Source organism: Mesorhizobium sp. L-2-11 (assembly GCF_016756595.1).
Taxonomy (GTDB): Bacteria; Pseudomonadota; Alphaproteobacteria; order Rhizobiales; family Rhizobiaceae; genus Mesorhizobium.
Window position 1 is genome coordinate 4,782,802 of record NZ_AP023257.1, and the last position, 26,826, is coordinate 4,809,627.

Annotated in this window: 29 protein-coding genes; 9 read left to right on the plus strand and 20 right to left on the minus strand. The window is 62.0% G+C overall.

The window, feature by feature from the left end; all coding sequences use genetic code 11:
* Window positions 1-53: 53 nt before the first annotated feature.
* The 11 genes from JG739_RS23000 to JG739_RS23050 form a co-directional block, all read right to left on the minus strand.
* Window positions 54-518: a cytochrome c-type biogenesis protein gene (locus JG739_RS23000; RefSeq protein WP_202363514.1), complete on the minus strand. Its 465-nt coding sequence runs from the start codon at window positions 516-518 to the stop codon at window positions 54-56.
* Complete coding sequence (locus tag JG739_RS23005; protein ID WP_202363515.1) at window positions 515-2,506, minus strand: heme lyase CcmF/NrfE family subunit; 1,992 nt, start codon at window positions 2,504-2,506, stop codon at window positions 515-517. Before JG739_RS23005 ends, JG739_RS23000 begins: the two co-directional genes overlap by 4 nt.
* 5 nt (window positions 2,507-2,511) lie before the next feature.
* Window positions 2,512-2,955, minus strand: a complete 444-nt coding sequence (gene ccmE / locus JG739_RS23010; protein WP_202363516.1) for a cytochrome c maturation protein CcmE — start codon at window positions 2,953-2,955, stop codon at window positions 2,512-2,514.
* A gap of 3 nt (window positions 2,956-2,958) precedes the next feature.
* Window positions 2,959-4,092, minus strand: coding sequence for a c-type cytochrome biogenesis protein CcmI (gene ccmI, locus JG739_RS23015; protein WP_202363517.1), 1,134 nt, complete (start codon window positions 4,090-4,092; stop codon window positions 2,959-2,961).
* Window positions 4,093-4,305: 213 nt separating this feature from the next.
* The gene (locus JG739_RS23020) at window positions 4,306-4,746 is read right to left on the minus strand and encodes a hypothetical protein (protein ID WP_202363518.1); all 441 of its coding nucleotides are present in this window, start codon (window positions 4,744-4,746) and stop codon (window positions 4,306-4,308) included.
* A 180-nt stretch (window positions 4,747-4,926) separates the two neighbouring features.
* Window positions 4,927-6,414: an ATP-binding protein gene (locus tag JG739_RS23025; RefSeq protein ID WP_202363519.1), complete on the minus strand. Its 1,488-nt coding sequence runs from the start codon at window positions 6,412-6,414 to the stop codon at window positions 4,927-4,929.
* On the minus strand, window positions 6,398-7,063 hold the full coding sequence (locus JG739_RS23030; protein WP_202363520.1) for a response regulator transcription factor: 666 nt from the start codon (window positions 7,061-7,063) through the stop codon (window positions 6,398-6,400). Before JG739_RS23030 ends, JG739_RS23025 begins: the two co-directional genes overlap by 17 nt.
* 88 nt (window positions 7,064-7,151) lie before the next feature.
* Window positions 7,152-7,451, minus strand: coding sequence for a hypothetical protein (locus tag JG739_RS23035; RefSeq protein ID WP_202363521.1), 300 nt, complete (start codon window positions 7,449-7,451; stop codon window positions 7,152-7,154).
* 168 nt (window positions 7,452-7,619) lie between these two features.
* On the minus strand, window positions 7,620-8,030 hold the full coding sequence (locus tag JG739_RS23040; RefSeq protein WP_202363522.1) for a DUF3168 domain-containing protein: 411 nt from the start codon (window positions 8,028-8,030) through the stop codon (window positions 7,620-7,622).
* Window positions 8,031-8,162: 132 nt separating this feature from the next.
* Entirely contained in the window at window positions 8,163-8,429 is a 267-nt protein-coding gene (locus JG739_RS23045; protein WP_202363523.1) for a DUF1488 family protein, read from the minus strand.
* Between the two features lie 12 nt (window positions 8,430-8,441).
* A complete protein-coding gene (locus JG739_RS23050; RefSeq protein WP_023800824.1) occupies window positions 8,442-8,690 on the minus strand; it encodes a hypothetical protein in 249 nt (82 codons plus the stop codon).
* A 523-nt stretch (window positions 8,691-9,213) separates the two neighbouring features.
* Between JG739_RS23050 and JG739_RS23055 the strand changes: the two genes are divergently transcribed.
* The 5 genes from JG739_RS23055 (at window position 9,214) to JG739_RS23075 (ending at window position 15,179) form a co-directional block, all read left to right on the plus strand.
* Window positions 9,214-11,373, plus strand: coding sequence for a transglycosylase domain-containing protein (locus tag JG739_RS23055; RefSeq protein WP_202363524.1), 2,160 nt, complete (start codon window positions 9,214-9,216; stop codon window positions 11,371-11,373).
* 114 nt (window positions 11,374-11,487) lie between these two features.
* Window positions 11,488-12,072 carry a DUF1214 domain-containing protein gene (locus JG739_RS23060; RefSeq protein WP_202363525.1) on the plus strand — a complete coding sequence of 195 codons (585 nt, stop codon included), beginning with the start codon at window positions 11,488-11,490 and terminating at the stop codon, window positions 12,070-12,072.
* On the plus strand, window positions 12,065-12,613 hold the full coding sequence (locus JG739_RS23065) for a DUF1254 domain-containing protein (protein ID WP_202363526.1): 549 nt from the start codon (window positions 12,065-12,067) through the stop codon (window positions 12,611-12,613). The genes JG739_RS23060 and JG739_RS23065 overlap by 8 nt, the downstream gene beginning before the upstream one ends.
* A gap of 540 nt (window positions 12,614-13,153) precedes the next feature.
* Window positions 13,154-14,158 carry a hypothetical protein gene (locus JG739_RS23070; RefSeq protein ID WP_202363527.1) on the plus strand — a complete coding sequence of 335 codons (1,005 nt, stop codon included), beginning with the start codon at window positions 13,154-13,156 and terminating at the stop codon, window positions 14,156-14,158.
* Window positions 14,159-14,235: 77 nt separating this feature from the next.
* Window positions 14,236-15,179 (plus strand): IS630 family transposase gene (locus tag JG739_RS23075; RefSeq protein WP_446720497.1). Its coding sequence is split into 2 segments (ribosomal slippage): window positions 14,236-14,572 and window positions 14,572-15,179, totalling 945 coding nucleotides; the frame shifts between segments, so codons are not numbered across the junction.
* A 171-nt stretch (window positions 15,180-15,350) separates the two neighbouring features.
* Here JG739_RS23075 and JG739_RS23080 read toward each other — a convergent pair.
* The 3 genes from JG739_RS23080 to JG739_RS23090 form a co-directional block, all read right to left on the minus strand.
* The gene (locus tag JG739_RS23080) at window positions 15,351-15,698 is read right to left on the minus strand and encodes a DUF1491 family protein (protein ID WP_202363528.1); all 348 of its coding nucleotides are present in this window, start codon (window positions 15,696-15,698) and stop codon (window positions 15,351-15,353) included.
* Between the two features lie 76 nt (window positions 15,699-15,774).
* A complete protein-coding gene (locus tag JG739_RS23085; RefSeq protein ID WP_202363529.1) occupies window positions 15,775-16,542 on the minus strand; it encodes a peptidoglycan-binding domain-containing protein in 768 nt (255 codons plus the stop codon).
* Window positions 16,517-18,256, minus strand: coding sequence for an ATP-binding protein (locus tag JG739_RS23090; RefSeq protein ID WP_202363530.1), 1,740 nt, complete (start codon window positions 18,254-18,256; stop codon window positions 16,517-16,519). The genes JG739_RS23085 and JG739_RS23090 overlap by 26 nt, the downstream gene beginning before the upstream one ends.
* Window positions 18,257-18,790: 534 nt before the next feature.
* Here JG739_RS23090 and JG739_RS23095 point away from each other — a divergent pair.
* A complete protein-coding gene (locus tag JG739_RS23095) occupies window positions 18,791-19,141 on the plus strand; it encodes a DUF5330 domain-containing protein (RefSeq protein ID WP_202367590.1) in 351 nt (116 codons plus the stop codon).
* 113 nt (window positions 19,142-19,254) lie between these two features.
* On the plus strand, window positions 19,255-19,683 hold the full coding sequence (locus JG739_RS23100) for a SufE family protein (RefSeq protein ID WP_202363531.1): 429 nt from the start codon (window positions 19,255-19,257) through the stop codon (window positions 19,681-19,683).
* Window positions 19,684-19,825: 142 nt separating this feature from the next.
* Here the strand turns inward: JG739_RS23100 and JG739_RS23105 are convergent, their stop codons facing one another.
* Together JG739_RS23105 and JG739_RS23110 are read right to left on the minus strand one after the other, a co-directional pair.
* Window positions 19,826-20,251 (minus strand): MucR family transcriptional regulator, encoded by a 426-nt coding sequence (locus tag JG739_RS23105; RefSeq protein ID WP_023800837.1) that lies wholly within the window; start codon window positions 20,249-20,251, stop codon window positions 19,826-19,828.
* A 260-nt stretch (window positions 20,252-20,511) separates the two neighbouring features.
* Window positions 20,512-20,715, minus strand: a complete 204-nt coding sequence (locus tag JG739_RS23110; protein ID WP_202363532.1) for a hypothetical protein — start codon at window positions 20,713-20,715, stop codon at window positions 20,512-20,514.
* A 34-nt stretch (window positions 20,716-20,749) separates the two neighbouring features.
* Here JG739_RS23110 and JG739_RS23115 point away from each other — a divergent pair, with 34 nt between their 5' ends.
* Together JG739_RS23115 and JG739_RS23120 are read left to right on the plus strand one after the other, a co-directional pair.
* Entirely contained in the window at window positions 20,750-22,900 is a 2,151-nt protein-coding gene (locus tag JG739_RS23115; RefSeq protein ID WP_202363533.1) for a S9 family peptidase, read from the plus strand.
* Window positions 22,901-23,064: 164 nt separating this feature from the next.
* On the plus strand, window positions 23,065-23,448 hold the full coding sequence (locus JG739_RS23120; protein WP_202363534.1) for an SET domain-containing protein: 384 nt from the start codon (window positions 23,065-23,067) through the stop codon (window positions 23,446-23,448).
* 29 nt (window positions 23,449-23,477) lie between these two features.
* Here JG739_RS23120 and JG739_RS23125 read toward each other — a convergent pair whose 3' ends face one another.
* The 4 genes from JG739_RS23125 to JG739_RS23140 form a co-directional block, all read right to left on the minus strand.
* On the minus strand, window positions 23,478-24,428 hold the full coding sequence (locus JG739_RS23125) for a cytochrome c (RefSeq protein ID WP_202363535.1): 951 nt from the start codon (window positions 24,426-24,428) through the stop codon (window positions 23,478-23,480).
* 9 nt (window positions 24,429-24,437) lie between these two features.
* Window positions 24,438-24,881 (minus strand): c-type cytochrome, encoded by a 444-nt coding sequence (locus tag JG739_RS23130; protein WP_202363536.1) that lies wholly within the window; start codon window positions 24,879-24,881, stop codon window positions 24,438-24,440.
* 209 nt (window positions 24,882-25,090) lie between these two features.
* The gene (locus JG739_RS23135; RefSeq protein ID WP_202363537.1) at window positions 25,091-25,687 is read right to left on the minus strand and encodes a superoxide dismutase; all 597 of its coding nucleotides are present in this window, start codon (window positions 25,685-25,687) and stop codon (window positions 25,091-25,093) included.
* A 106-nt stretch (window positions 25,688-25,793) separates the two neighbouring features.
* On the minus strand, window positions 25,794-26,672 hold the full coding sequence (locus JG739_RS23140; RefSeq protein WP_202367591.1) for a branched-chain amino acid aminotransferase: 879 nt from the start codon (window positions 26,670-26,672) through the stop codon (window positions 25,794-25,796).
* Between the last annotated feature and the right edge of the window lie 154 nt (window positions 26,673-26,826).

Sequence of the window (26,826 nt, forward strand, 5' to 3'; positions counted from 1 at the left end):
GCGCTGGACGACATCAAACAGCAAATCGCCTTCATCGCGCGGGACAGGCCGAATTAGTTACCCAGCACCTTGTCCAACGCTGCCTTCTCCTCGGCGGTGAGCATGGCCGCAGGCGTCGAACGGCGCGACCGGGCGCTCAGCACGATGAAAATCCCGCCGGCAAGCAGCAGAAGGATCGGCGTGCCCCAGAGCAACGCGTTGCGCAGGCTGAAGCGCGGCTTCAACAGCACGAACTCGCCGTAGCGGGAAACGATGTAATCGATCACCTGCCGATCGGTGTCGCCGGCGACCAGGCGCTGGCGCACCAGCACGCGCAGGTCGCGTGCAAGGTCGGCATCGGATTCGTCGATCGACTGGTTCTGGCAAACCATGCAGCGCAGCTCTTCCGAAAGCGTCCGTGCCCGCGCCTCGAGCGCCGGATCGGCCAGAACCTCGTCCGGCTTCACCGCCAGTGCGGCGCCGGCAAACAACAGTGTCAGCAGCAGGATCAGCGATGCCAGCGAAAATCTTGCGGTCATGGCTGGCTCGCGGAAGGCACGGCGCCGGCCGACTTGCGGCGGCGCGACGGTGCGCCGACCCGCAGCCGCCGGTCCATCAGCGACATCGCAGCACCTGCCATCATGACCAGGCTGCCACCCCAGATCAGCGTCACCAGCGGCTTCCACCACAGCCGCACCACGACGGAGCCGTCGGTCGCCTCGTCGCCAAGCGAGAGGTAGAGCTGGCTGAACCCGATCGTCCTGATACCGGACTCGGTCGTCGTCATCTGCCGGACCGGATAGGAGCGCTTGGACGAGGTGATCAGGGCGGTGGTGCTTCCATCAGCGCCGAGCAGGGCGAAGCGGCCACGATCCTCGCTGTAGTTAGGCCCCTGGGCCGGATGGAGCCCGTCGAAACGCAGCGTGTGGCCGGACAGTTGCACGGTCTCGCCGGCATGCATCGACAGTATCTTCTCGGTGCCGAAGCAAAGCGTGCCAACGATGCCGAGCGTGGTCAGCCCGAGGCCGAGATGGGCGAGCGCGGTGCCGAAGACCGAACGCGGCAGGCCGGCGAAGCGCCTGAGCATGATGGCAGGCGCGACACTGCCAAAGCCGGACTTGACGGCAATATCGGTGAGCGCGCCGCAGATCAGCCAGCAGGCCAGGCCGACGCCAAGTGCGGCGAACACCGACGCGCCATCGATGAACAAGGCCGTCACCAGCACGGCCAGAAGCGCTGCGGCGAAGGCCGCCATCAGCCGCTGGGCGACGGCGAAAATGTCGCCGCGCTTCCAGGCCAGCAGCGGCCCGAACGGAACCGCGATCAGAAGCGGCACCATCAGCGGGCCGAATGTCAGGTTGAAGAATGGCGCGCCGACCGAAATCTTGTCGGCTGAAACGGCCTCGACGACCAGCGGATACAGCGTGCCGATAAGCACGGTGGCGGTGGCCGTGGTCAGGAACAGATTGTTGAGGACCAGCGCCCCTTCGCGCGAGATCGGATGAAACAGGCCGCCGGCCGTCAAGCTCGAGGCGCGCAAGGCGAACAACGCCAGTGATCCGCCGATGAACAGTGTCAGGATGCAGAGAATGAACACGCCGCGCGTCGGATCGGTGGCGAAGGCGTGGACGGAGGTGAGCACGCCGGAGCGCACCAGGAAGGTGCCAAGCAGCGACAGCGAGAAGGTCAGGATCGCCAGCAACAGCGTCCAGATCTTCAGGGCCGAGCGCTTTTCCATGACAATCGCCGAATGGAGCAGCGCCGTGCCGGCCAGCCAAGGCATGAACGAGGCGTTCTCGACCGGATCCCAGAACCAGAAACCGCCCCAGCCAAGTTCGTAATAGGCCCAGTAGGAACCCATGGCGATGCCGCCGGTCAGGAACATCCAGGCGACCAGCGTCCATGGCCGCACCCAGCGCGCCCAGGACGCGTCGATGCGGCCTTCGATGAGGGCGGCGACCGAGAAGGAAAAGCAGATCGAGAAGCCGACATAGCCGAGATAAAGCAGCGGCGGATGGATGGCGAGGCCAAGGTCCTGCAGAATTGGGTTGAGATCGCGGCCCTCGATCGGCGCCGGATTGAGCCTGGCGAACGGGTTGGACGTCGCCAGGATGAACAGCAAGAAGGTGGCGCCGATCGCGCCTTGCACGGCCAGCACGTTGGCTCGAAGGGTCGCGGGAAGATTGCTGCCGAAAGCAGCGACGAGCGCCCCGAAGAAGCTCAGGATCAGCACCCAGAGCAGCATCGAGCCCTCGTGATTGCCCCAGGTGCCGGTGATCTTGTAGATCAGCGGCTGCAGCGAATGCGAGTTGTCCCAGACGTTGGCCACCGAAAAGTCGGACGTCGCGTAGGCCGTCGCCAGCGCCGCGAAGGAGAGAGCGGTCAAGGTAAAGCCGGTCACCGCGACCGGACCGCCTACGGCCATCAACTTCTGGTTGTCGAGGCGTGCGCCGAACAGCGGCACCAGCGTCTGCACCAAAGACAGCGCGAACGCCAGGACCAGCGCGAAATGTCCGGTTTCAACCAAGGCCGCTACTCACTTTTGCTCTCCTGCCACACGCCCTTGGACTTGAGGCCGTCGGCCACCTCCTTGGGCATGTAGGTCTCGTCGTGCTTGGCCAGCACGCTGTCGGCGACGAACACGCCGTCCGGGCGAAACGTGCCTTCAGTGATGACGCCCTGCTCCTCGCGGAAAAGGTCGGGAAGAATGCCGGTGTAGGTGACCTTGACCTGCTTCTGGTTGTCGGTCACCGAAAAAGCGACGGTGGTCCCCTGACCGCGCTCGATCGTGCCTTTTTCGACGAGGCCGCCGAGCCTGATACGCTGCCCGGGCTGCAGGCTGGCGGTGGTCAGATCGGCGGGCATGTAGAAGTAGGAGGCCTTCTGGCCGAGCGCGTAGAAGGTCAGGCCGGTGGCGGCACCGAGGAAGGCCAACCCTCCGGCGATCACCGACAGTCTTTTCTGCTTGCGCGTCATTTCTTACTCCGTCGCCGTCAGGCCAAGCGAGGCGGCAAAGGCGGTGAATTTCTTCGCTTCGTCACTATCGGAGCCAAAAACGGCGATACCGCGATTGAGCGCGTCGCGCGCCTGATCGGCCTTGCCCAGCACGACATAGGAACGAATAAGCTGCATCCATCCTTCCGCATCGCGCGGGTTTTGCCGCAGTTTTTCATCAAGCCCCGCAACCATGGTGTTGATCATCGCTTCCCTATCCTGCGGCGACATCGACGAGGCGGCGTCGACATCCCCGGGGTTCGGGCCTTTTGCAGGCACTCCCGAAGCGACGCTGCGCCTGGCGGATTCGGCCAGTGCCTGCTCGACGGCGCCGCGCCAGGGCGAGTCCTGCGGCAAGGCCGCAAGCATTTTCTGCCAGCCAGCCGTCGCCTCCGCAATGCGGCCTTCCTGCGCCATGCCCATCGCCAGATAAAAGCTGGCCTTCGGATTTGCCGGATCGAGCTTCAGCGCCGCCTCGAAGGCGGCCTGAGCGTCGGCCGAGACAATGCCGCCCGCTGCGCTGGCGATCGCGTCGCCGAGGCCGGCCTGGCGGGCTGCGCTGTCGCCGTCGAGGCGAATGGCGTTGCGGTACGCCGTCACCGCATCGGAAAACCGCTGCATGCGCAGATAGATTGGCGCCAAAACATCCCAACCCCTGCCATCGGACGGGTTGGCGGCAAGGTGGGCCTCGGCGCGTGCCACCAGCTCGTCGACCGAACTGTCGGCGGGATTCTTGGCCAGTCGCTCGCTGAGCGGCTGCGACGGCAGATCGGGCGAGCCGAGTTGGCTGTACAAGCCCCAACTGACCAGCGGAACCGCCAGGACCGCAGCCGTCGCAACCAGCCTGGTCGCCATCGATGGTTGCCGCGCCGCTGCCTTGTCGGCGGCATTGTCCAGGCGAAGGATGCGGCGGGCGATCTCCGCACGCGCCTCTTCGGCCTCCGCCGGCTGGATCAGGCCACGCGCCACGTCGCGGTCAAGCTCGGACAACTGGTCGCGATAGACTTCAAGGTCATGATCGCTGCTCGCCGAACCCCCCTTCGGGCCGCCGGCCAGCGGCAGCAGAACCGCCAGGCTTGCACCCAGCGTGAGAATGGCGGCTATGACCCAGAACAGCATGCTTCTTCCAATACCGGCAGAGCCCTGCCCTGCCAACACAGGCGTCCTGCGACGCTTTGACGGCAGATGCGTCGCATGTCCTTGATCGTTGTCGACCGGACCCAAAGCGCGTCGCGTTCGACCGACGTAATGCTACGCACTTAGATAATTGTTTTCATGCATGTCGTCATCGCAAGACCGCTGCACACCCTCGGGTCAGGCCCCGGCCGGTCGTTACGTCAACGGCGTCCAGCTGCCATCGGCGTTGCGGCAAGCGGTTCCGCGCGCGGTGGCGCCGGCGGCGCCGGTAAACACCGTATGGGTGTATTGTCGGCAGTCCTGCGAGCCGACACGATAGGGCTGGGCGGGCACCACTTCACCGTAATGCGCCGACCGATCGCTCTTCCACGTCACTTTATGGCTGCTCGCCGTGTACTCGAGCGCCCTGTATTCCGCCTCCAGCGCCTTGCGCTTTTCGGGATCGCTCAAGCCGGTACCGATCGATCCGCTGACGAGGCCGCCGCCCATGGCGGAAATGACCGTCGTCGCGATCTTGCCGCCACTTGGCGGCGTTGCGGCCGGCTGCGGCGCCACCGTGGGACCCGGGCTCGTGCCCAGCGTCGTACAGCCGGAAACGGCCAGCAGTGCGGAAACGAGCGCGACGCGAATCTTCATGCCAACAACCGGTCTCTTGAGTTAATGCGGGGGGCCGCGCCATCGGGGGAAGTCGGCGTGGCCATAGTGTCGATGTTTGTCGGAAGTTTGGCCGCGGCCGACGGCTCCGGGACCAGTCGACTTGCCGCAATATCACGCACCGTTGATCAATGTCGACCTGGCCCAGCAAAAAGCATAGGCCTAGTGAAGGCTCCGCAATCGAACCACCGCCTTCAACCCGCCCATGCTGGACCGTTCCAGAGCCAGAACGCCTCCGTATTCGTTGACGAGGTCGGCGACAATGGCAAGTCCAAGCCCGGTGCCCGGCCTAGTCTCGTCGAGACGCCGTCCGCGCTTCAGCGCCTCGCGTGCCTTGTCTTCTGGAATGCCCGGCCCGTCATCCTCGATGCTGATCTCGAACAGATTGACAGCACCCTCCTTGCCGGAGCCAGTCATCTTGCCGGAGCCAGTCATCTTGCCGGAGCCAGTCCTCTTGCCGGAGATTGGCGCCACCGTCACCGCGACCGCGCTCTTTGCCCATTTCATGGCGTTGTCGAGCAAATTGCCAAGCAATTCTTCCAGATCCTCGCGTTCGCCGGCAAAGACGATATCGACTGCCGGCAGCGAAAGTGAGAGAGCGGTCTGCGGATTGAGTTTTTGCAGCACGCGCACCATGCGCTCGACCAGCGGCGCCACCGGCGTGCGATAGACGACGCTGTCGCGTTGCGCCGCGACGCGGGCGCGCTGCAGATAGTGGTCAACCTGCTTCTGCATCGAGGCGGCCTGTTCGGCTATGAGCTGGCCCTTGGCGCCGCCGAGCGCCCGCCCCTCGTTGATCAGCACCGCCAGCGGCGTCTTCAGCGAATGGGCGAGATTGCCGACCTGCGTCCGCGAGCGCTCGACGATACGCTTGTTGTTTTCGATCAACGCGTTGGTCTCGTCGGCGAGCGGCTCGATCTCGGCAGGGAAGCGACCGTCGAGCTTTTGCGCGGTTCCTTCGCGCACCATGGCGAGAGCGTCCCTGACCCGGCGCAATGGCTGCAGGCCCAGCAGGATGGCAATGGCGTTGATGGCGATCATGCCGACGCCGAACAGCGAAAGATAGGTCAGCAGGCGACGCTGGAAGGCGCTTATCTCCTGCTCGAGCTCGGTCTTGTTGCCCATGACGCGGAAGCGCGCTGCGCGATTTTTCGCGTCGAGAACGAATTCGCTCTCGAACACTTCCAGTTCCTCGCCATCGATGCCTTCTGTCGCATAGCTGCGCTGGAAGCTGGCGTTGAAAGGAACCTCGGCGACGCTTGGCGACAGGATCGCCTCGGTCATCGAGGAGGAGTGCAACTCACCGCTCACGCCTTCCGACGCAGGCTCCACCGACCAGTACCAGCCGGAATTCGGCTCCGAGAACCGAAGGTCGCCCAGGTCGGGAGCGCCGGTCAGCGAACCGCCTTCGGACACGCCGACCGAGCCGATCAGATTGAACAGATGCGCCGACAGCAGGCTGTCGAAACCGCGCTCGCTCGCCTGGCGATAAAGGGTCGTGATCAGCGTGAAGATGACAATCAGGGTGAGTATCGCCCAGACCGTGGAAAAGGCGATCACCCGGAACGCCAGCGAACGCGGCCCGAACCGCAGCGAAAGCGGCGTCCTTGCAGTTTTTTTTTGCGGTTCCGCCTTACGCCTCCGGCTCACGCATTCGATACCCCATGCCGCGAACGGTTTCTATCATGTCGATGCCCATCTTCTTGCGAAGCCGCCCGACAAAGACCTCGATTGTGTTGGAATCGCGGTCGAAATCCTGATCGTAAAGGTGCTCGACCAACTCGGTTCGGGACACGACCTTGCCCATATGGTGCATCAAATAGGCAAGCAGGCGAAATTCGTGCGACGTCAGCTTCAACGGCACGCCGTCGACATCGGCCTTGGAGGCTTTGGTGTCGAGCCGCAGCGGCCCGCAGGTCAGCTCGGACGACGCATGGCCGGCCGCGCGTCGGATGAGTGCTCTGACCCTGGCCAGCACCTCTTCGATGTGGAACGGCTTGGTGACATAATCGTCGGCGCCGGCATCGATGCCGGATACCTTGTCGCTCCAGCGATCGCGCGCCGTCAGAATCAGGACCGGCATCTTGCGGCCACCGCGCCGCCAGCGTTCGACCACGCTGATGCCGTCCATCTGCGGCAAGCCGATGTCGAGCACCACGGCGTCATAGGGCTCGGTGTCGCCGAGGAAATGCCCTTCCTCACCGTCGAAGGCCCGGTCGACAACATAGCCGGCATCGACAAGCGCGTCGGATATCTGCCGGTTCAGATCCTTGTCATCTTCGACGACGAGTACGCGCATGCGGGGACAATACCAGTTGAGGAATCGGCCTGTTGAGGCGCTGGACTTCAGATATAGGCCGATTCCAGCGCCTGGGATACGGCAGGCATCAGTTCAGCGGAATGACGATCTCCGTGCGGCGTGGACGCTGCCCATCCTTGCCCGGAACCAGCACGACGATGACACAGACCGGCTGGCCACCTCGCGTCGACTGCGACGCCTTGGCCAGCGTGCCGCCATTCTGCTCGGCGACCTGCTGACCGATCGCGTAGCAGTCGGAGGAAGCCAGGACGATCGGCCGGTTGTGCTCGGGCACGACGACCGGCAGCGCCGTCGCCTGCGACGCAAACAGACCGGCAGCGCAGAGCGCAAGTGTCGCGGTTGGGAAGTGGGAGCGAAATGTTTTCATGATCAGCGTCCTAACGCATCGGTGCTGAACGTGAAATGAACATCGAATGCCTGCAACACAGCCTGTCTCACCCCCTGAAATGCGACACAACCAGCCTTGTGATTTCGCCGCCCCAACCCGGCAAATCCAAGCCAGTCTAGACTGGGTTGCAGCCATATTGAAAGCGCGTCAGGCGTTTTCTTCCGTTACGGCACGAAAACGCAGCAGCCCGTGACAGGCTGACAGATCCTCGTCGTAACGGACCTCGCTGAATTCGAGCCTGAGATTGACGCGGTGATGCTCGTCGAGCGCCAGCGGCGCATGCTGGAGGCGGGCGCTGACCATGTCCATCACGTCGAGCACTTCTTTCCTGGCCTCGGATTTCGACCAGAAATGCAGAGTGAAAAGCTGCTCGGCGTCATTCTCCCTGCCTGTTACCTCGTCATAGACGCTGGTCCGGCCGAACGTCACATAGGGAAACGGGATATTGTCCGGGGCATGGTCGAATAGTTTTGCGCCGCCCAATGCCGCCGACAGGGAACCGTCAGCGTCCAGTGCTTGGAACAAGGCCTTCTGCAACGCGGCAGCCGGCGCGGCCATTGTTTTCTCCCTCGCCCGTCGCGGCTGAACAGGCCTTCATCCGACATCGATTTCCGTGCAGCGTAGCCGCGTTGAAATTCTGCCGCCAGATCCCGGGATTTCCAAGGCCGCGATCGCGCGGACAGTCGGTATTCATCGAAAATCGGCTGCGGTCAGCACATACATGCTCTTGCCGGTACGGGCATAAGCGTTCCTTGCGACGTCATGTATGGGACCGACGGCCGAATCGAAGGCGGCGAGATATGCGGCTTCGGCTGTCGCCGTCCCCGGCGGCGCCGTCGAGATGGCGTCGGCATGGACAAAGAAAGAGATCTGGCACATGCCATCATAGCCGACGAAGCGGATCCGCCGGCTCGCCTCGTCATAGCTTCGGCTTAGGTTTGGAAATGTCAGGCTCATGGCTTGATGCCGTCAAGCGGCCCCCGCTTTCTTGCCTGCCGCCCGCTTTTTCTTGGGAGCGACGGGATTGAGGGCTTCCGCCGCACGGTCGGCCTCTTCCTTGGCCAGCCGCAGCGCCCGCAACTTTTCGGTCTTGATGGTCCTGGCCTTGGCCTCGGAAATATATTCGGCGGTAGCCTGGTTTCGCTCGGCGGTTTTCTTCTGCTTCTCCATGAAGCGCGCCTCAGCTTTTTCCATGATATTCTGATTGGGTTCCGCCATCGATAAAATCTCCTTTTCGCTGAGGTGTTGAAAATTAGTTTCTCACCTAAAATAGGAACTCGGGACGGAAAAACCAATTTTCAGAATGTTTTTGATTGAACAAATGCTTGAAATGACATCGTGAAATAATACTAGATTCATTCGCACAGAGCTCAATGCGGCACCGACTGCAACAAGCGAAGCGGCAGGGCACAGCATCCGCGGTGCGGAATACGGCCAGGGCTCACGGCGGCCACCTTCGTGCAGGGACTGCACTGATCCTCACGAGACCGGTGCTGCGCCACCCTCTTCCGTGCAGTTTCACCGGCCAGGAGCCAAGCGATGGCGACGTGGCGCGTTTCATGCGCTTTATCGCGGCGCGGTAGGCGGGTGCGAGGTGGCGGAGGTGGCATGTCCTACCCTGGTATCAACAAACTGTACCGCGAAAGCTCCCCTCACCCTTGTGAGCGAGGCCAAAATGGACAAATAGTCTGGTAGGAGTGCCGCTTCTCAGTGGGAGGCGTAGCCGCAGCCGGATCTTGGAATGACCAGTCCTTTGAAAACACGCAGGAAGAGGGGTCCGATTGCCGCAAGACTGCTGGCGGCGGATGCGTGGTTCGATTCCTCGCTCTACGAGATCGGCTTCAAGGCGCGCCGGTTCTGGGAAGCGGCCACCATTTTTTTCCGGCGCTTCCGCGTCTCCGGCTGGCGCCGCGGCATCATCGAACTGTTGAGTGAGGGCTTCACGCTCGGCGCCGGCGGCATCGTCGTCATGCTGGCGCTCGCCTTGCCGGCCTTCCAGGAAACCGCCGGCGACTGGCGCGCCCAGGGCGATTTCGCCATCACCTTCCTCGACCGCTATGGCAATGAGATCGGCCAGCGCGGTATCATCCAGCGCGATTCGGTGCCGGTCGACGAGATGCCCGACCAGGTCATCAAGGCAGTGCTGGCCACCGAGGATCGGCGTTTCTTCGATCACTACGGCATCGATGCGCTCGGTCTTTCGCGCGCGATCTTCGCGAATGTGCGGGCGAATTCCGTGGTGCAGGGCGGCTCGAGCATCACCCAGCAGCTGGCCAAGAACCTGTTCCTGACCAATGAACGGACGTTGGAGCGGAAGGTCAAGGAAGCCTTCCTGGCGCTGTGGCTCGAAGCCAATCTGTCGAAGAAGGAGATCCTGCAGCTCTATCTCGACCGCGTCTATATGGGCGGCGGCACGTTCGGCATCGAAGCGGCCGCCGATTTCTATTTCGGCAAAAGCGTCAAGGATGTGAACCTCGCCGAAGCGGCGATGCTGGCCGGCCTGTTCAAGGCACCGACCAAATACGCGCCGCACATCAACCTGCCTGCTGCCAGGGCGCGGGCCAATGTGGTGCTGTCGAATCTCGTCGAAGGCGGCTTCATGAGCGAGGGTCAGGTGCTGCAGGCGCGGCTGAATCCGGCTGAAATCGTCGACCGCGGCGAGCAGAAGAGCCCGGACTACTACCTCGACTGGGCATTCGAAGAGGTCAAGAAGATCGCCGCGAAGTCCGGCCAGCATTCGCTGGTCGCCCACACCACTTTCGACGCCAACATCCAGAAGGCGGCGGAAGAATCGATGGAGTTCCATCTCCGCCAGTTCGGCAAGGAATACAACGTCACCGAAGGCGCCATGGTCGTCATCGAAACCAATGGCGCAGTCAGGGCGATCGTCGGCGGCCGCGACTACGGCGCCAGCCAGTTCAACCGCGCCACCAAGGCGCTGCGCCAGAGCGGCTCATCGTTTAAACCTTACGTATACGCAACGGCGATGGAGCACGGCTTCACGCCGGACTCCGTCGTTTCCGGCGCGCCGATCTCCTGGGGTGCCTGGTCGCCGCACAATTACAATGACGGACGGGCCGGCAAGGTCACGCTGATCACGGCGATGGCCAAATCGGTCAACACCGTGCCGGTGCGGCTGGCCAAGAATCATCTCGGCATCAAGCCGATCAAGGCGATGGCGGAAGCCATGGGCGTCGAATCGCCGCTCGAATCGCACAAGACGATGGTGCTCGGCACATCGGGCATGACCGTGATGGACCAGGCGACAGGCTATAGCGTGTTTGCCCAGAACGGCTTCGTCGGCTCCCGGCATGGCATCACCCAACTCGTCACCCGTACCGGCGAGGTGGTTTACGATTTCGCCAAGGATGCGCCGCCGCCGCGCCGTGTGCTCTCGGAACAGGCGCTGAAATCCATGAACACCATGCTGGCGGCGGTGCCGGTGATGGGCACGGCGCGGCGCGCTGCCCTTCCCAATATCGTTTCGGCCGGCAAGACCGGCACAACCCAGTCTTACCGCGACGCCTGGTATGTCGGATTCACAGGCAACTACACGGCTGCCGTGTGGCTCGGCAATGACGACTTCACCCCGACCAACAACATGACCGGCGGCTCGCTGCCGGCGATGGTTTGGCAGCGGCTGATGGTCTATGCGCACCAGAATATCGACCTCAAGCCGATCCCCGGCCTCGATCATCCCTTCGTCGACGAAGAGATCGCCGCCAAGGCCGAGGAAGCGGAAAAGAAGAATGCCGAGCAGGCAGCGGCCGACACCGCTGCCGAGCGCCCGCCGGTGCTGTCCAGCCAGACGACGCGGGCGCTCAGGGACATCACAAGGCTGTTCCAGTCGGCGCCCGTCCTCCAGGCGCCTGCGACGCCGGAGACCCTGTCGGCGCTTTGATGCCGGCACGACGGGCCAGGCCATCGCTCGGCCGCAATTCCACAGAGGTCCGCTTGCCATGGCCCCCTGCCCCGCGATATCCCCGGGCGGCACTCCTCTTGCCCGCGGCTCTCCATGCTCAAAAACGCATTCCTGACGCTCTTCGCGCTTGCCATAGCCATCGGCGGCGGCGGCGGCAGCGTCTGGTACGCTCTCAAGACGCAGGATGGCATTGGCGCGATCAGGATCGGCCAATGGACGGCGTTTCCCGATATCGGCACGCAGGCTGCGGATCCTTACTCGAAAGCCCGCGTGGCGCGCGAGGGTGTCCTTGCACTCGGGCAGGCAGAAGGCCTGTCGTTTGTCGCCGAACGCGATTCCGACGGCGAACTGTTGAAACGCCAATGCGCCTATGAAATAGAAGGCGGATTTCCCACGGCTCGGTTCTGGACCCTCTATGCCGCCGATCGGTCGCTCAGCGTGGTCGAGACCGGCAAGCCAAGGCTTGCGGCACTTCAGTCCTACCAGGTGCTGCGCCAGCCCGACAATTCCGTGCTTATTTCCGTCAGCAACCGCCCCGCGCCGGGCAACTGGCTGCTTTCCGACGGCTTCGGCCGGATGTATCTCGTGCTGACATTCTACGACACGCCGATCGCCAGCAGCACGGGCCTTTCGGATGTCACGCTGCCGCAGATCGTGAAGGTCGGCTGCAATGCGTAGGCTGCTGCACGCGATCCTGATCGGCCTGCTTGGCGCCGGCATCGTACACATCATCGTGCTGCTGCTCGTCCCGGAATTTTCCGAAGGCAATGCCTGGTCGCGGCTGGCCATGGCCTCCAACCTTTATCGGATGACCAGGCTGGACGCTGAGGCCGGCGGTACGCCAGTGGTGAAATCCGTCGATCCGCTGTTTTATGCTGCGGCTTGCCGCTTCGATCTGTCCGATGGGATGGTTCGGGTGAAGGCACCGGGAAACGTCCCGTTCTGGTCCGTATCGGTCTATGACCGCAGCGGCCATAACATCTACTCCTTCAACGACCACAGCGCGACCGGAAGGGTGCTGGACAGTATCGTACTGACACCGGCGCAGATGATCGAGATCCGCAAGGATCTGCCGGAGGAATTGCAAGGGGCAATCTTCGTCGAAGCGCCCATCGACGAAGGCATGTTCGTCATCCGCTCCTTCGTGCCCGACGACAGCTGGAAGCCGACAGTGTCGCGGTTTCTCGAGCAGAGTTCCTGCGAGCTGCAGGATTACTGACGTCAACCGAAATATGCCGCCGGTTCCGGCCCATGCCTTGCGAGCCGCCGCGGCGCTAATTCAAGCGGATAGAGCATCCTTTGCGCGCCCAACAGGGCGCGGCCAATCCATTCAGCCGCGACGCGCTTTAATGATGCGGAACAGGCAACGTCCCCGGCACCGTCCTTGACGAGCCCGGCTTGTCCGGACCAGCGCCTGGCCGCGTCTCGCCCGTCAGTTGCGGTTGCTCGTAGCGGACGCCGGGGAAAATGATCACCGCCGCCGGCGTTCCCTTTCGTTCTGCTCGATTGGTTGCCGCCGTTCGCGGCACGAAAGACAGTACCATGCCCATGGTTCGTGCATTCCTCTCGGTTGCCCCGGAGCACAACGCAACGCCTCCAATCTGATTAAGGAGCCAGTAGGTTAACGGAACGCTAACGGATCTCCGCTAATTTGATCTTTGTTCCAGGGTCGGCAAGTCCTGACCCGAGGCAAATGCGAAACCGACACAGTCCCGGTCGAGCATGGTCCAGATTGTGTCGAGTGTCAGGCGTATCCTTCGTGTCATCTGCGGATTTCAGGCAAATCGCTATACGGGCTGAATCGGGAAAGGCCGAAAGGCTGTTCCGCGCCACGGTGTCGGCGTTCTGTTCGCTGACCCGCCCTTCGCGCCGGGAGATCGCGCAACTTGAGGATCTGACGCTTCCGCTTTTCGCCGATGTGTCGGTCGAATCGCGCCGCTACGTCGCCGCCGCCCTTTCCGAATGCGAATATGCGCCTGCTGCGCTGGTCCGGCGGCTTTGCGAGGAGCCGGTCGAGGTTGCCGCGCCGCTGCTCATCCGCTCGCGCGCGCTCAGCGATATCGACCTCATCGCGCTGATCGGGCGTCATGGCCTGCCGCATGCGCGCGCCATTGCGCGCCGCAAGGATCTGAACCCGACCATCGCCCACCTGATCAGGGCGCTTGAAAAGCCGACGCTGGTGAGCGTGCGGCAGCCGGAGGCGAACGCCAAGACGGTGCCCGAAAGCGCCGAAGTCGTCGCCGATGGCAGCCAGCAGGTGCCCGGCGCCGCCGCCGAGAATGCACGGCGCCGGCTGCGGTCGATGATGCGTGATGCCGAGAGCGGCGGCGCGACCATCAATCCGTTCGCCGGCGTTAACACCTACGTCAAACTGCGCGAGACGGCGCTGACCGGCAATGCCGCATTCTTCCAGACAGCACTGGCCGACGCGCTCGAGATCGATTTTTCAACGGCGCGGTCGCTCACCGCGAACCAGCACTACACGTCGCTGCTGGCCGCCCTGCGCGCGCTCGATCTCGGTGAAGAGCGGGCGTTCCTGATCACCGTGGCCGTCTATCCCGCAGAGTTTTCGCATCCGCAGGCCATCCGCATCTTTCTCGACCGCTATCGGCTGCTGCATCGCGACGCAGCGCTGGACAGGCTACGCGGCTGGAAAGCCGAGACACTGTCGAAGGCCATTCGCAATGCCGGACCGATCGCGGCAAACGCCGACAGCCGCAAAGCGGACAGCGACAATACTGCCGCCAGCCCTAGAGCGGGATGAGATTTATGGGAGTCGTGGGATTCCCAAATCAGCGATGATCTGATTCAACCTTGCTGCTGGGCAGGAGGCCAGCATTGATGGTTGGATATTCAATGGACCTGCGCGAACGGGTTGTTGCGGCGGTCAAGGTTGAAGGGCTTTCGCGGCGCGCGGCGGCTGCTCGATTTGGCGTCAGCTACAGCGCGGCGATCGAGTGGCTGAAGCGGGTGGAACAGACGGGGAGCGTGGCGCCCCGCCAAGTGGGCGGCTACAAGCCGAAGAAGATATCGGGAGCGTGGCGCGACTGGCTTGTCGAGCGCTGCCGGGAGAAGGACTTCACCTTGCGCGGGCTTGTGGCCGAACTTGGCGAGCGTGGCCTGAAGGTTGACTACCGCTCGGTGTGGGAGTTCGTGCACGCCGAGAAGCTGTCTCACAAAAAAAGACGCTGATCGCCGCCGAGCAAGATCGTCCCGATGTTGCGCGCCGACGGAGGCAATGGGTTCTGTATCAGGACCGGATCGACCCCGCCCGCCTGGTGTTCATCGACGAGACCTGGACCAAGACCAACATGGCCCCGCTCAGGGGTTGGGCACCGGTCGGACAGCGGATCAAGGCCAAAGTTCCCAATGGCCACTGGAAGACAATGACCTTTCTGGCTGCGCTGCGTCATGATCGCGTCGAAGCGCCCTGGCTCATCGACGGGCCGATCAACGGCGAGAGGTTCCTCCTCTATGTCGAGAAGGTTCTCGTGCCCACTCTCCAGCCGGGCGACATCGTTGTGATGGACAATCTCGGCAGCCACAAAGGCAAGGCCGTGCGTCGCGCCATCCGAAAGGCCGGCGCGAGGCTCTTCTTCCTGCCGAAATACTCGCCTGACCTCAATCCGATCGAACAGCTCTTCGCCAAGCTCAAGCACTGGCTGCGAAAGGCCGCAAAGCGCACCGTTGAAACGGTCTGCAACGCCATCGGCCAGATTCTCAACCGCGTCACACCGCTCGAGTGCTCAAATTACTTCGCAAACTCAGGCTATGACCGCAGGTAATCTCATCCCGCTCTAAAGCGCGTCGCGTTTGACCCGGCCTTATCGCAAAACCGCTGCACACCCTCGGGTCAGGCCCGAGGGCGTGGCTTTTGCGCGACATGCATTAAGGCGCGTCGCGCCTGAAAAGAGATTCAAGTGAACGCTCTAAGCCTTTGTCTTTCATGCATATCGCTATTGCGACTTGACGGAAATAAGCTCCTCGACGGGAACAGAGCCGGCCTCGATCTCGACCACCCAGATGTCGGGATCGAATTTCTTCTCCCTTTCCAGTCGCGCGTCAAAGACGGCGGCGTCTTCGCCGGCGCCGAGCAGACTGAAGAAACGATCGTCGGGTTTGGCTGAATCGTAACTCGTCTGCGGCGCCGGGCCAAACAAGGCAATCTCGCCCATGCGGCCACGCGCCAGCACGAAGACGGCGCCGGCCTCGGTTGCGCCGCGCTTGACCACGGCGGCAAAGCCGCCGGCGCCGAAAACCCGGCGCAACAGGGCCGACACCCACAGATCGGTGGTTACGCGCATGGCAGGATTCTGGACGACATCGGACGGTACTTAGAACGCTTTGCGTCTTGGTGAAACCAAAACCGCCCTGCGACCATCAGTTGGTCAGGCCGATCTCGCGCATCTTGACGTAGACGACCTCGTCGGGCTCGCCGGTCTCAGGCAGACCAAACAGCGACTGGAACTCCTTGATCGCTGCCTTGGTGCGGGCCCCGACCACGCCATCGAGCTGCATGTCGTCATTGCCGAATGCCTTCAACCCGGCCTGGATTTTGATGATGCGGGCGTCGGGTGCCTGCGCCGGCGCATCTGCCGGCGCCGAAGCGGAAACGGGAATCGCGGCCGTGTCGTCCGGACGGGGTGCCGGATGCGGCACGACCGTCGAGGCGGTTGGCGTGGCGCCAAGTTGATCGAGCAGAACACCGTCGATCTCGCCGGAAGCGTTGAGCCCGACCTTCTGCTGATAGGCCTGGATGGCCTTACGCGTGTTGGGGCCGGAAATGCCGTCGACGGTGCCGGAATAGAAATCGAGATCCTTCAATATGCCCTGGACCTGCTCGACCATCGGATCACTCTTGATCGGGGCCGGGTCCGGCCGCACGATGTTGATGGTGGTTTCAGGCTCGTCGGCGCCGGCTCGAGCAAAGCCCTCGATGCTCCTGGTCGCAAAAAACGCGCCGGCATGAGGAAAAGGCTGATACCACAAAGCGTTCGCCGAGACGTAGAACAGCGTCACCAGGAAGGCGGTCGAACCGCCAACCAGAACCGGATTGCGTGAAATCTGGCTGCCGAGGGCGACCGCGCTGCGTTGGAAGGCATTGCCGCGGCGCTTGACCGCCTTAGGCTGTTTTGCGGAGCGAGCCATGCCTGTCCCCTTTCGTCTCCGCCTTGGCCGCAGGCATCGGCAGTACGCCGGGCTTGTCGTTCGAACGTCCTTTCGGTCCGTTCACCGGCAGACTGATCGTGACCGTGGTGCCCTCCCCCGGCATGCTTTCGATCGACATCGTGCCCTCGTGCAGCGCCACCAGACCCTTCACCAGCGACAGGCCGAGCCCGGTGCCCTCGAAGCGGCGGGTATAGTCGTTCTGGATCTGCATGAACGGCTTGCCGAGATTGGCAAAGTCTTCCTCGGCAATGCCGATGCCGGTGTCGCTGACCCAGAAATGCAGTCGCGAGCCGATCCGCTTGGCGCCGACGACGACATCGCCGCCATCGGGCGTGAACTTGATGGCGTTGGAGACGAGGTTGATGAGTATCTGCTGCACGGCACGACGGTCGGCGTTTATCTCGCCTGCATCCGGTGCGATCTGGGCCTGTAGATCGATGTTCTTTGCCTCGGCCTGCAAGCTCATCATCGACTGGCACATTTCGACCGCTTCCACGAAACGGAATGGTTCCGGCTCGGTTGCGTAGGCGCCGGCTTCGATCCTGGACACGTCGAGTATCGAGGTGACGACGGCAAGCAAATGCTGGCCGGACTCCTTGACCAGGCCGACATATTCCTTCTGGCGCGGATCCCTGAAGGTGCCGAACATCTCATGCAGCAGCATGTCGGAAAAACCGATGATGGCGTTCAACGGCGTGCGCAGCTCGTGGCTGACGACCGCCAGAAACCGTCCCTTTGCCACTTCGGCAGACGCGGCCGCCTCTTTCGCAGCGGCAAGCTCTTCGCGCAAGCCGGCGAGTTCGTCGTTTTCGCGCAGGACGAACGTGAGGACGTCCTGCTGCTCTTCCCCGCGCGCCAATTCAAGCGAAAACGGCCGGTAATTGTCCGCCGTCGGGCCATTGCCGTTTTGCGGCAGCCGGACGCGAAGATCGAGCCGGCGCGCCGGCGCGCCATCGCGCATGTCGGCCAGCGCGCTGAGGTATGCAACGCGATCGGACAGATGGATACGATCGAACAGGCCGGTACCGAACAGCAGCTCCGGCTGCAGCTTCAGGATCGTGCGCGCCTTTGCCGACGCATCCAGAACCTCGCCATGCCTGCCGGCCCGCAGGACAACGGCGTCGATGATGTTCTCGAGCCGATCGTCGGTCGCCTGATCAAGCTGCGCGCCGGCCGGGCTGCCAGGCGCTGCGACGCGGGGAACGAGGGTGAGCGCCCAGGCCAGCGGCAGCAGCCAATGCCAAGCGGCTGTTACCGCCGGGCCGAACGGGAAGACAGAACCGGCAAAAGCCTGCAGCAGGACAGCGACACATGCGGATACGGCGCCCCAGAGCGCAGCGCGACGAGACGCGCCGATCCACCAGGCTTCGAACGGCAGCGCCACGACAAGCATGGCGACCGGCGAGGCCATCCCGCCCGCCGCGGCAATGATACCGGCAAGAGCAAGACTGCCCATCACCAGGGCGACCTGGCCGGCGAACGCCATCTTGCCCGAAGCGGCTACCAGCAAGGCAGCAAACCAGCAGAGGCCGAACGTCGCAAAGATCGCAGCCATGGTCACGGTTACGCCCATGCCCGAGGTGACCAGCGTGACTGCTGCGCCTGCGGCAAAAAACGGGGCGGCCAGCATGACACCGATAAACCGCCTCTGGCATCGGCGGTCGTTGTGTCCGAGGATCGACGGATGAACCATACGTTCGCAACCGGCTGCCATCGCGCCGGGCAACTCAACGTATCTGGCCCTTATCGAACTCAACTCAACGCACTCGCACCTGGTCGTGAACAGCCCTGCTTCGCAGCTTGCTTTTGCTGATCTGAAACTCTCATCCAGCGTTTAAGGAATGGATAAGGCAGGACCGATCAATGCCCGGCCTGAGGCAGATATTGGGAGGGCCGGCGCCGCCAAACCTTGGCAATTGTGGCCATAGTAAATGCAACGTTATCCGGGCGGACCGCCCTTCCGCCTCTGACAATCGCCTCCGGCAAGCCGAATTTCTGGAAAATACATAAGGAAAACAGTCGGATAGATGGTTAACCTTAAGTGAAGAAAATCGGCTGGATTTGAGACAAATCCATTGCAAAATGCTTCGTTTCGAATTTGCCAAAAATTTGAGGAAAATTTTCGCTGACCGGGCAAGCCGTCCTTTGCGTGTCCATGCCACTATCGTATCCATAAAGAGGTCATGCCGCACGAACGCATGATCCGGTCATGAATGAGGGCATACAGATGGGCTTTCTGATCAGAATGGCTTTCTGGTTTTCGCTGGTGCTTCTGGCGCTGCCGCTGAATGTCGGCTCAGACGAGACAGGCCACCAAAGCGTCGGGCCGATCCAGGCGTTGTTTGCGGCACGCGAAGCCGTCGGCGATATTGCCGGCATATGCGAGCGCAAGCCCGACGTCTGCGAAACCGGCAAGTCCGCAATGCACACGATCAGCGCCCGGGCCAAGGAGACAGCCAAGATCGCAGCTGCCATGTTGGACGACAAGACCGCCGAACCCGACACGGCGACAACGACCGGCAGCGTGCCCGAAGATTTCGTCCTGCCGGCGAAAGTCCACTTGCCGGCGAAAAACTGAGATATCTTTCAGCGCATCTGTCACAGCACCGCAGGCCGTGCGCGCTCTGACGCCTATGGTGTTTTTCCTCTTTTTCCGTGACGCGGCGTCGCCGGATGATTATATCCGGGGCTATGACCACGACGATCCAAACGATCCGCGACGACTTCTCCCTGCTTGACGAGTGGGAAGACCGCTATCGCTATGTGATCGAACTGGGCGAGGCCCTGCCGCCATTTCCCGATGAGGCACGCAACCCTGCCAACAAGGTGCCCGGCTGCGTCAGCCAGGTCTGGCTGACCACCGAATATGGACCGGGGCCCGACCCAGTCGTCACCTTCGCCGGTGATTCGGACGCGCATATAGTGCGCGGCCTCGTCGCTATCATGCTCGCGCTGTTTTCGAGACGACCCGCCAGCGAGATCCAGAAAACCGACGCGGAAGCGACGCTGAAGGCACTTGGCCTCGACGAGCACCTATCGCCGCAACGCGCCAATGGTCTTCGTTCCATGGTCAAGCGCATCAAGCGCGACGCCGAGGCGGCCTTGAAGCAGACCGCCTGATCAGACGAACAGCGCGATGGCCCGACATGGCCGGAGCCGCAGATATCGCAACGCATATCGATTGCTCCAGCATCGCCCCAACATCAAACGGCGCCCGGAGGCGCCGTTGATCGTCTAACCCAGGTTGGGAGAAGAGCCGGTATCAGCGCCCCTTGCGCTTGCGGCCGAGACCCATCTTCTTGGCGAGCTGTGAGCGGGCGGCAGCATAGTTGGGAGCAACCATCGGGTAGCTTGCGTCCAGGCCCCATTTTTCACGATACTCGTCGGGCGTCAGACCGTAGTGGGTCATCAAGTGACGCTTCAGCGACTTGAACTTCTTGCCGTCTTCAAGACAGACGATGTAGTCGTCATGGACGGAGCGTTTCGGGTTTACTGCCGGCTTCTGCTTGTCGGCAGGAGGCTGTTCACTGGCCCCGCCCACGCGCCCGAGGGCGGCATGGACATCGGCGATGAGGCTGGGCAGCTCGCCGACCGGCACTGGATTGTTGCTGACATAGGCGGCTACGACGTCGGCCGTCAATTCGATCAGCGCATCACTATTTCTGGAAGGTGTTTCGATAATATCCATGGCATCCTGGCCCCAACGTGAGTTGTTTCTACCTGCGCCCTATTTTTGATAGGTCGGGCATCGCGCGAAATTTTTGCAGGAAAGAGCCTCTGCGATTCGCGTCGCAACATCCTAATGAGCCACTAAACCAAGTAAGTCAATTCGCTTCTTGCGCTGTATTCATCGACGGCAATAAATTATTCGACGATCAGCTTCAACCTTTCGTGCACTCTGTAACTTTGCGATATTTTCTGGCCAGACCAGCAGCGGCGGACGCGAGGTCAAGGTGCCGTTACATCCATGAGAGCCAGTAAAAAAAATCTCAATGCTTGGCTATGCTTGGTTGTGGCGCAGGCTATCTGGTTGTTTTCAGAATCCGCGAAACCATAGGTTGCGATTTGCTGTTTGCAAGCACGCCAGAATTCGGCGCAGCCCGGCGCAAACGTACATTCCGGCTCTTGAACCTGCGCTGACGGCGTGTTCATTCCCCATTCAAAATAACTTTCACAGCGAGAGACAATGACCCGAACCGCAGCATTTCCGACTGTCAGCCCGCCGCAAGCAGAGAAGCGACCGGTCTTCGATGTGCATCATGGAGTGACCCGAACGGACGACTATGCCTGGCTGAGAGCCGACAATTGGCAAGAGATGTTCAGGGATCCGTCGCTGCTCGACACGCAGATCCGCGCCCATCTCGAAGCCGAGAACGCCTATCAGGCAGCGCTCGTGGCCGACACCGCCCAGGTGCGGAAGCAGCTTTTCAAGGAGATGAAGGGCCGCATCAAGGAGGATGATTCGTCCGTGCCGATGAAGGATGGGCCGTACGCCTATGGGTCATCTTTCAAGCTTGGCGGCGAGCAGCCGCGTTATTTCCGCACGCCGCGCGACGGCGGCGACCAGGAGATCCTGCTCGACGGCGATCTCGAGGCCGAAGGCAAGGCCTATTTCCGCCTTGGCGGTGTCGACCATTCGACCGAACACCGCAAGCTTCTGTGGGCCTTCGACGACAAGGGTTCCGAATTCTACACGCTTCGCGTCCGCGATCTCGCCGACGGCAACGATCTGGCGGACAGGATTCCGGATACCGGTGGCGGCGGCGTGTGGGATGCCGGAAATGACGGATTTTTCTACACCCGCCTCGATCCCAACCACCGTCCTTCCAAGGTGCTGTTTCATGCCCTTGGCGACAGTCCTGAGAACGACCGGCTGATCTACGAAGAAACCGATCCAGGCTTCTTCATGAATGTCGGCGGCACACGCTCCAACGAGTGGATCATGGTTGGCATCAACGACCACGAGACCTCGGAATATCGCATCATGAGCGCCAGCGAGCCGTTCGCCGAACCGAAGCTGGTTGCTTCGCGCGAGACCGGCCTGCAATACGACCTCGAAGAAGGCGGCGATGTCTTCTTCATTCTCACCAACGCCGACGGCGCCAAGGATTTCAAGATCATGACTGCGCCGGCGAGCGACCCGGTGCGCGCCAATTGGCAGGAGCTGGTGCCGCACGAAGCGGGCCGGCTGATCCTTTCGGTGATCGGCTTCAAGGACCACATGGCCAGGCTTGAGCGCAAGGAAGGCCTGCCGCGCATCGTCGTGCATGACCGCAACAGCGGCGAGGAACACCTCATCTCCTTCGACGAGGAAGCCTTCTCGCTCGGCCTGTCGGGATCCTATGAATACGATACCGAGATCATGCGATTTTCCTACTCGTCCATGACAACACCGGCGCAGGTCTTCGACTACAACATGCGGACCCGCGAGCGCGTGCTGCTGAAGACCCAGGAAGTTCCGTCCGGTCACGACCCGGACCATTACGTGACGCGGCGGCTGATGGCGCCTGCAGCCGACGGCGAACTGGTGCCGATCTCGCTCATTCACCATCGCGACACGCCGCTCGACGGATCAGCGCCTTGCCTGCTTTACGGCTACGGCTCCTACGGCATCACGGTCCCGGCCGCCTTTAACACCAATTTGCTATCGCTGGTCGACCGCGGCTTCGTCTACGCGATTGCCCATGCCCGCGGCGGCAAGGACAAGGGCTATGGCTGGTACGACGACGGCAAGCGGGCGCACAAAATGAACACGTTCACCGATTTCATCGCAGTCGCCCACCACCTCGTCGCCGAACGCTATACGCAACATGACCGCATCGTCGCACAGGGCGGCTCGGCCGGCGGCCTGCTGATGGGCGCCGTCGCGAATATGGCGCCGGAATGCTTCGGCGGTATCGTCGCCGAGGTTCCGTTCGTCGACGTGCTCACCACCATGCTCGACGCGACCTTGCCGCTGACGCCGCCGGAATGGCCGGAATGGGGCAACCCGATCGTTTCGGAGGAGGACTACCGAACGATCGCCGCCTACTCGCCCTATGACAATGTCGCCGCGCTCGACTATCCGCCGATCCTGGCGCTTGCCGGCCTCACCGACCCGCGTGTCACCTATTGGGAGCCGGCCAAGTGGGTGGCGCGGCTGCGCGACCGCAAGATCGGCGACAATCCGGTGCTGTTCAAGATAAATATGGACTCCGGTCATGCCGGCGCATCCGGCCGGTTTTCCAGGCTCGAGGAAATCGCCTTCATTTATGCGTTTGCGCTGAAGGTGGCGGGCAAGGCCGATCTTGCCACCACAGCGCCGCCGACCCTTTTGGACGCACAAACGGCGCTGTAGGAGCGTGATCTTGCGCACCGTCCCCACCAGCGGGAAATCGATTCCGATTTCGGGTCAGGCCTGGTCGATTTTCCGCTCGCAATTGCAATAGCCGAGCGCTACCCAATGCGCGGCTTTTCGCAGCCGCGCCAACCAAAATCATCCAGTCACGCCAAGGGTCCGCCATGTTGCTCGTCGACGTTTATCTCGACAAATCGCCCATCCAAGGCATCGGTGTCTTTGCCAAGAACCACATTCCCCGCGGCACACTGGTCTGGAAGCTCGATCCCAAATACGACCGGCGCATCCCTGTCGAGGTCTATGAGCGCGAAACTGGGCCGGTTAGAGCCTATCTCGATCGCTATTCCTATCCCGATCGGCGCGATCCAAACTTCGTCGTCTTCGAAGCCGACGACGCCCGCTTCATGAACCACGCCGACGATCCCAATTGCGACGTCGCCTCGCCCGAGGAGACATATGCATTGCGCGACATCGCGCCCGGCGAGGAAATGACCTGCAACTACAATCATTTCTTCGAAACCGGCTTCGATTTCCTCGGCGACCGCTGATGCGCCGCGATCCCGTCCGGTCCCCGGAATCAGTTCGCTGGCTGCTTGCGCGCCGGATAGCCACTGGGATGCGGCGGTATGGCCTTGAGATAGGCTGATATCGCCGCCCGGTCCTCGGGCGTCAGTTCGGCCATGTTTCTCTGCACGTCGACCATGGCGCCACCGACGGAATCGAAATCCGGGGTGAAGCCGGTTTCCAGAAAGTAGGCTATCTCGGCCTCCGACCAGTCACTGAGCCCGCCTTCACCCGAAGTGATGTTCGGCACGATGCCGCTGCCTTCGGCAGCCGCGGCCCCCGCCAGCCACTCGCTCTTCCTGGTGCCGCCAGCAAAATCGCGCGGCGTGTGGCATTCGCCGCAATGGCCGGGCCCTTCGACAAGGTAACGGCCGGCCATCACCGGATCCGGCGTGCCATCGGGGAAGGAGACCACCGGCTGGTCACTCAAATAGAGACGTTTCCACAGGCCGATGCCGCGACGGATATTGAACGGGAATCCCAGCGAATTGGGCGGCGACTTGCCGGCGACCGCCGGAAGCGTTTTCAGGAAGGCATGGAGATCGGCAATGTCGGCCGGCTTCATGCGTGCGTAGGAAGCATAGGGAAACGCCGGATAGAAGTGCTCGTCACTCGGCGACACGCCCTTCAGCATGGCGTTGGCGAGATCTTCGACCGACCAGCCGCCGATGCCGTCCGTGGCATCCTGAGAGATGTTCGGTGGCACGAAGATGCCGAACGGCGTCTTGAGTTCGAGACCGCCGGCCAGTTGAAGACGGGCATCGCCTTGCGCGCCTGGCTTCGCATGACAGGACGTGCAGCCGCCGGCATAAAAAATGCGCTTGCCCCTGGCGGCATCGCCGGGGCCGAGCTGCGCCAGGGTTTCGCTGTCGAGCCTGACCGGCGCCGACAGGAACCAGCCGGCAACCGCGCCGGCGGCGCCCAAAACAAGGGCGACGCCGACGAGTTTTTTCAGCAGGCGCATCGCCCGCTATCAGCCCTTCTTGATCCTGTATGTCTGGTGGCAGGTGCCACAATCGCCGCCTATGGTGTTGAACCCCGCCTTCAAGGCATCGACGTCGGCAGGAGCGGCGGCCGCCGCAGCCTTGACGTTGGCGAGATATTTTTCCTCCACCGCCTTGAAGCCGGCCAAATCCTGCCAGATTTTGGGGGCGGCGGTGGTGTCGCCGGTGTCGCTGCCAGCCGGGAAAAGAGTATCGACGTTTGCGTGGAATTTCTCGGCGTTGGCCTGCAGCGCCTTCAACGCCGCCAGCACGGCCGCTGCATCGTAAGGGGTCTCGCCCTTGACGACTTTCGACAATTGGCCGGCGATCTTTCCACGTTCCTTCATAATGGCCTGCCGCTCCTGGATTGGATCGGCAACCGCCGCCGAACCGGCGAAGGCGAGCATCGAGATGGCGAGGATAAGCTTTCTCATTCAACTGGCTCCATGGTGAAGATGTTTCGGGTGAAGGTCCGACTGATCGATAACGGCAAAGGTGGCTTGAAAATTCCGGAAATTCGCCTCACGCTTGTGTGAATTTTCGCGACGGTCGTTCTGTGCTGGAAAAGGGTGGCCGATCCTTTGGTACACAGAGAAAAGAAAAGCCCCGGTTTTGCCGGGGCTTTTCTGCAATTCAGTCAGGCCTACGCCTTTTCGTAGAGCTCAAGGACATGGTCCCAGTTGATGAGACTGTCGACGAAGGCTTCGAGATATTTCGGCCGGGCGTTGCGATAGTCGATATAATAGGAGTGCTCCCAGACATCGACGCCCAGGATTGGGGTCGCGCCATGGACCAGCGGGTTCTCGCCGTTCGGCGTCTTCGAGATCGCCAGCTTGCCGTCCTTGACCGAAACCCAGGCCCAGCCCGAACCGAACTGGGTGGTTCCGGCGGCGATGAAGTCGGCCTTGAACTTGTCGTAGCCGCCAAGATCGCTGTCGAATGCCTTTTGCAGCGCGCCCGGCAATTTGTTGCCGCCGCCGCCCTTCTTCATCCACTTCCAGAAATGGATGTGATTGTAGTGCTGGCCGGCATTGTTGAAGAGCCCGGGGTTCTTGCCGAAGGATTGTTTCACAATCTCTTCGACCGACAAATCGCCGAGCCCGGCTTCGGCAGCCAGCTTGTTGCCGTTGTCGACATAGGCCTTGTGGTGCTTGTCGTGGTGATACTCCAGCGTCTCCTTCGACATGTAAGGCTGCAATGCCTCGTAGTCATAGGGCAAGGCGGGCAATTCAAAAGCCATCGGTCGTACTCCTCGTGGAAAAATCCGGTGTCGATACCGGACTAACATAGGTCTGGATTGGTGTGGAACAACTCCGGAATGAAGCGCCGGTTCCCCTTTTAGCCAGTCAGCCGGCCGAATTCGAATGCGCCCACTCCCAATAGAGTTCGCGCGCCTTTTTCGCTACCGGCCCGGGCTGAAGACTGCGATCCTCGATGCGGGTAACCGGCACGACTTTCGAATGGTTTCCGGTCGAGAATATCTCGTCCGCTTCGAGGAATTCGCGCACCGACAGCGCCTTTTCGATGGTCTTGAAGCCATATTCGTCAAGCAGCGTCATCGTCCGCGAGCGGGTGATGCCGGACAGGAACGTGCCGTTCGGCGCCGGCGTCAGGACATGACCATCCTTGACCAGGAAAATGTTCGAGGTTCCGGTCTCGGCGACATTGCCCAGCATGTCGAGCACCAGGGCGTTGTCGAAGCCGCGCATCTTGGCTTCGAGGATGGCACGACCATTGTTGGGATAAAGGCAGCCGGCCTTGGCGTTGGTCGGCATGGTCTCGATGGTCGGTCGCCGGAACGGCGAGACGCTGACAGAAAAGCCTGCCGGCGAGATCATCGGCGATTCGTAGAGGCAAAGGCAGAACCGGGTCGAGGCCGGATCTGCCGGCACGCCCATATAGCCACCATGCTCGGCCCAGTACATCGGCCTTATGTAGACGGCCGTCTTGCCGTCGAACTTCTTCAGCCCGTCCCAGGTCAGCCCGACGATCTTTTCGGCGCTCATGGATGGTTTGAGACCAAGCGCGATCGCCGAGGCGTTCACCCTAGCGGCGTGGCGGTCGAGGTCGGGGGCGACGCCCTCGAACCAGCGGGCGCCGTCGAACACGCTGGTGCCGAGCCACATGGCATGGCTGCGCGGCCCCAGAATGGCGACGTTGCCTTCATACCAGTCGCCATCCACGAAGGTCCATGTCGCGGATTGCGCCGCAGCCGCCAGTGTCATCGCTTGGTTCCGCATTTCAGAGCCGTCCTGTCTCGCCATTGGAAGATGCTTTGGCGCCTGCCGTCAACTGATATGGCGGAGATTTATTGAGGCCAGCGGTCTGTGACTTGCAATCCGTGCTTGCGCCTGGCCTTGCCTCGCCGCAAAACTGTAA

Excerpts from the sequence above, each read along its gene's own strand:
- JG739_RS23000 (WP_202363514.1), bottom strand. The coding sequence starts at position 518 with ATGACCGCAAGATTTTCGCTGGCATCGCTGATCCTGCTGCTGACACTG.
- ccmE (WP_202363516.1), bottom strand. The coding sequence starts at position 2,955 with ATGACGCGCAAGCAGAAAAGACTGTCGGTGATCGCCGGAGGGTTGGCC.
- ccmI (WP_202363517.1), bottom strand. The coding sequence starts at position 4,092 with ATGCTGTTCTGGGTCATAGCCGCCATTCTCACGCTGGGTGCAAGCCTG.
- JG739_RS23020 (WP_202363518.1), bottom strand. The coding sequence starts at position 4,746 with ATGAAGATTCGCGTCGCGCTCGTTTCCGCACTGCTGGCCGTTTCCGGC.
- JG739_RS23030 (WP_202363520.1), bottom strand. The coding sequence starts at position 7,063 with ATGCGCGTACTCGTCGTCGAAGATGACAAGGATCTGAACCGGCAGATA.
- JG739_RS23035 (WP_202363521.1), bottom strand. The coding sequence starts at position 7,451 with ATGAAAACATTTCGCTCCCACTTCCCAACCGCGACACTTGCGCTCTGC.
- JG739_RS23040 (WP_202363522.1), bottom strand. The coding sequence starts at position 8,030 with ATGGCCGCGCCGGCTGCCGCGTTGCAGAAGGCCTTGTTCCAAGCACTG.
- JG739_RS23045 (WP_202363523.1), bottom strand. The coding sequence starts at position 8,429 with ATGAGCCTGACATTTCCAAACCTAAGCCGAAGCTATGACGAGGCGAGC.
- JG739_RS23050 (WP_023800824.1), bottom strand. The coding sequence starts at position 8,690 with ATGGCGGAACCCAATCAGAATATCATGGAAAAAGCTGAGGCGCGCTTC.
- JG739_RS23055 (WP_202363524.1), top strand. The coding sequence starts at position 9,214 with ATGACCAGTCCTTTGAAAACACGCAGGAAGAGGGGTCCGATTGCCGCA.
- JG739_RS23060 (WP_202363525.1), top strand. The coding sequence starts at position 11,488 with ATGCTCAAAAACGCATTCCTGACGCTCTTCGCGCTTGCCATAGCCATC.
- JG739_RS23065 (WP_202363526.1), top strand. The coding sequence starts at position 12,065 with ATGCGTAGGCTGCTGCACGCGATCCTGATCGGCCTGCTTGGCGCCGGC.
- JG739_RS23080 (WP_202363528.1), bottom strand. The coding sequence starts at position 15,698 with ATGCGCGTAACCACCGATCTGTGGGTGTCGGCCCTGTTGCGCCGGGTT.
- JG739_RS23085 (WP_202363529.1), bottom strand. The coding sequence starts at position 16,542 with ATGGCTCGCTCCGCAAAACAGCCTAAGGCGGTCAAGCGCCGCGGCAAT.
- JG739_RS23090 (WP_202363530.1), bottom strand. The coding sequence starts at position 18,256 with ATGGTTCATCCGTCGATCCTCGGACACAACGACCGCCGATGCCAGAGG.
- JG739_RS23095 (WP_202367590.1), top strand. The coding sequence starts at position 18,791 with ATGGGCTTTCTGATCAGAATGGCTTTCTGGTTTTCGCTGGTGCTTCTG.
- JG739_RS23100 (WP_202363531.1), top strand. The coding sequence starts at position 19,255 with ATGACCACGACGATCCAAACGATCCGCGACGACTTCTCCCTGCTTGAC.
- JG739_RS23105 (WP_023800837.1), bottom strand. The coding sequence starts at position 20,251 with ATGGATATTATCGAAACACCTTCCAGAAATAGTGATGCGCTGATCGAA.
- JG739_RS23110 (WP_202363532.1), bottom strand. The coding sequence starts at position 20,715 with ATGAACACGCCGTCAGCGCAGGTTCAAGAGCCGGAATGTACGTTTGCG.
- JG739_RS23115 (WP_202363533.1), top strand. The coding sequence starts at position 20,750 with ATGACCCGAACCGCAGCATTTCCGACTGTCAGCCCGCCGCAAGCAGAG.
- JG739_RS23120 (WP_202363534.1), top strand. The coding sequence starts at position 23,065 with ATGTTGCTCGTCGACGTTTATCTCGACAAATCGCCCATCCAAGGCATC.
- JG739_RS23125 (WP_202363535.1), bottom strand. The coding sequence starts at position 24,428 with ATGCGCCTGCTGAAAAAACTCGTCGGCGTCGCCCTTGTTTTGGGCGCC.
- JG739_RS23130 (WP_202363536.1), bottom strand. The coding sequence starts at position 24,881 with ATGAGAAAGCTTATCCTCGCCATCTCGATGCTCGCCTTCGCCGGTTCG.
- JG739_RS23135 (WP_202363537.1), bottom strand. The coding sequence starts at position 25,687 with ATGGCTTTTGAATTGCCCGCCTTGCCCTATGACTACGAGGCATTGCAG.
- JG739_RS23140 (WP_202367591.1), bottom strand. The coding sequence starts at position 26,672 with ATGACACTGGCGGCTGCGGCGCAATCCGCGACATGGACCTTCGTGGAT.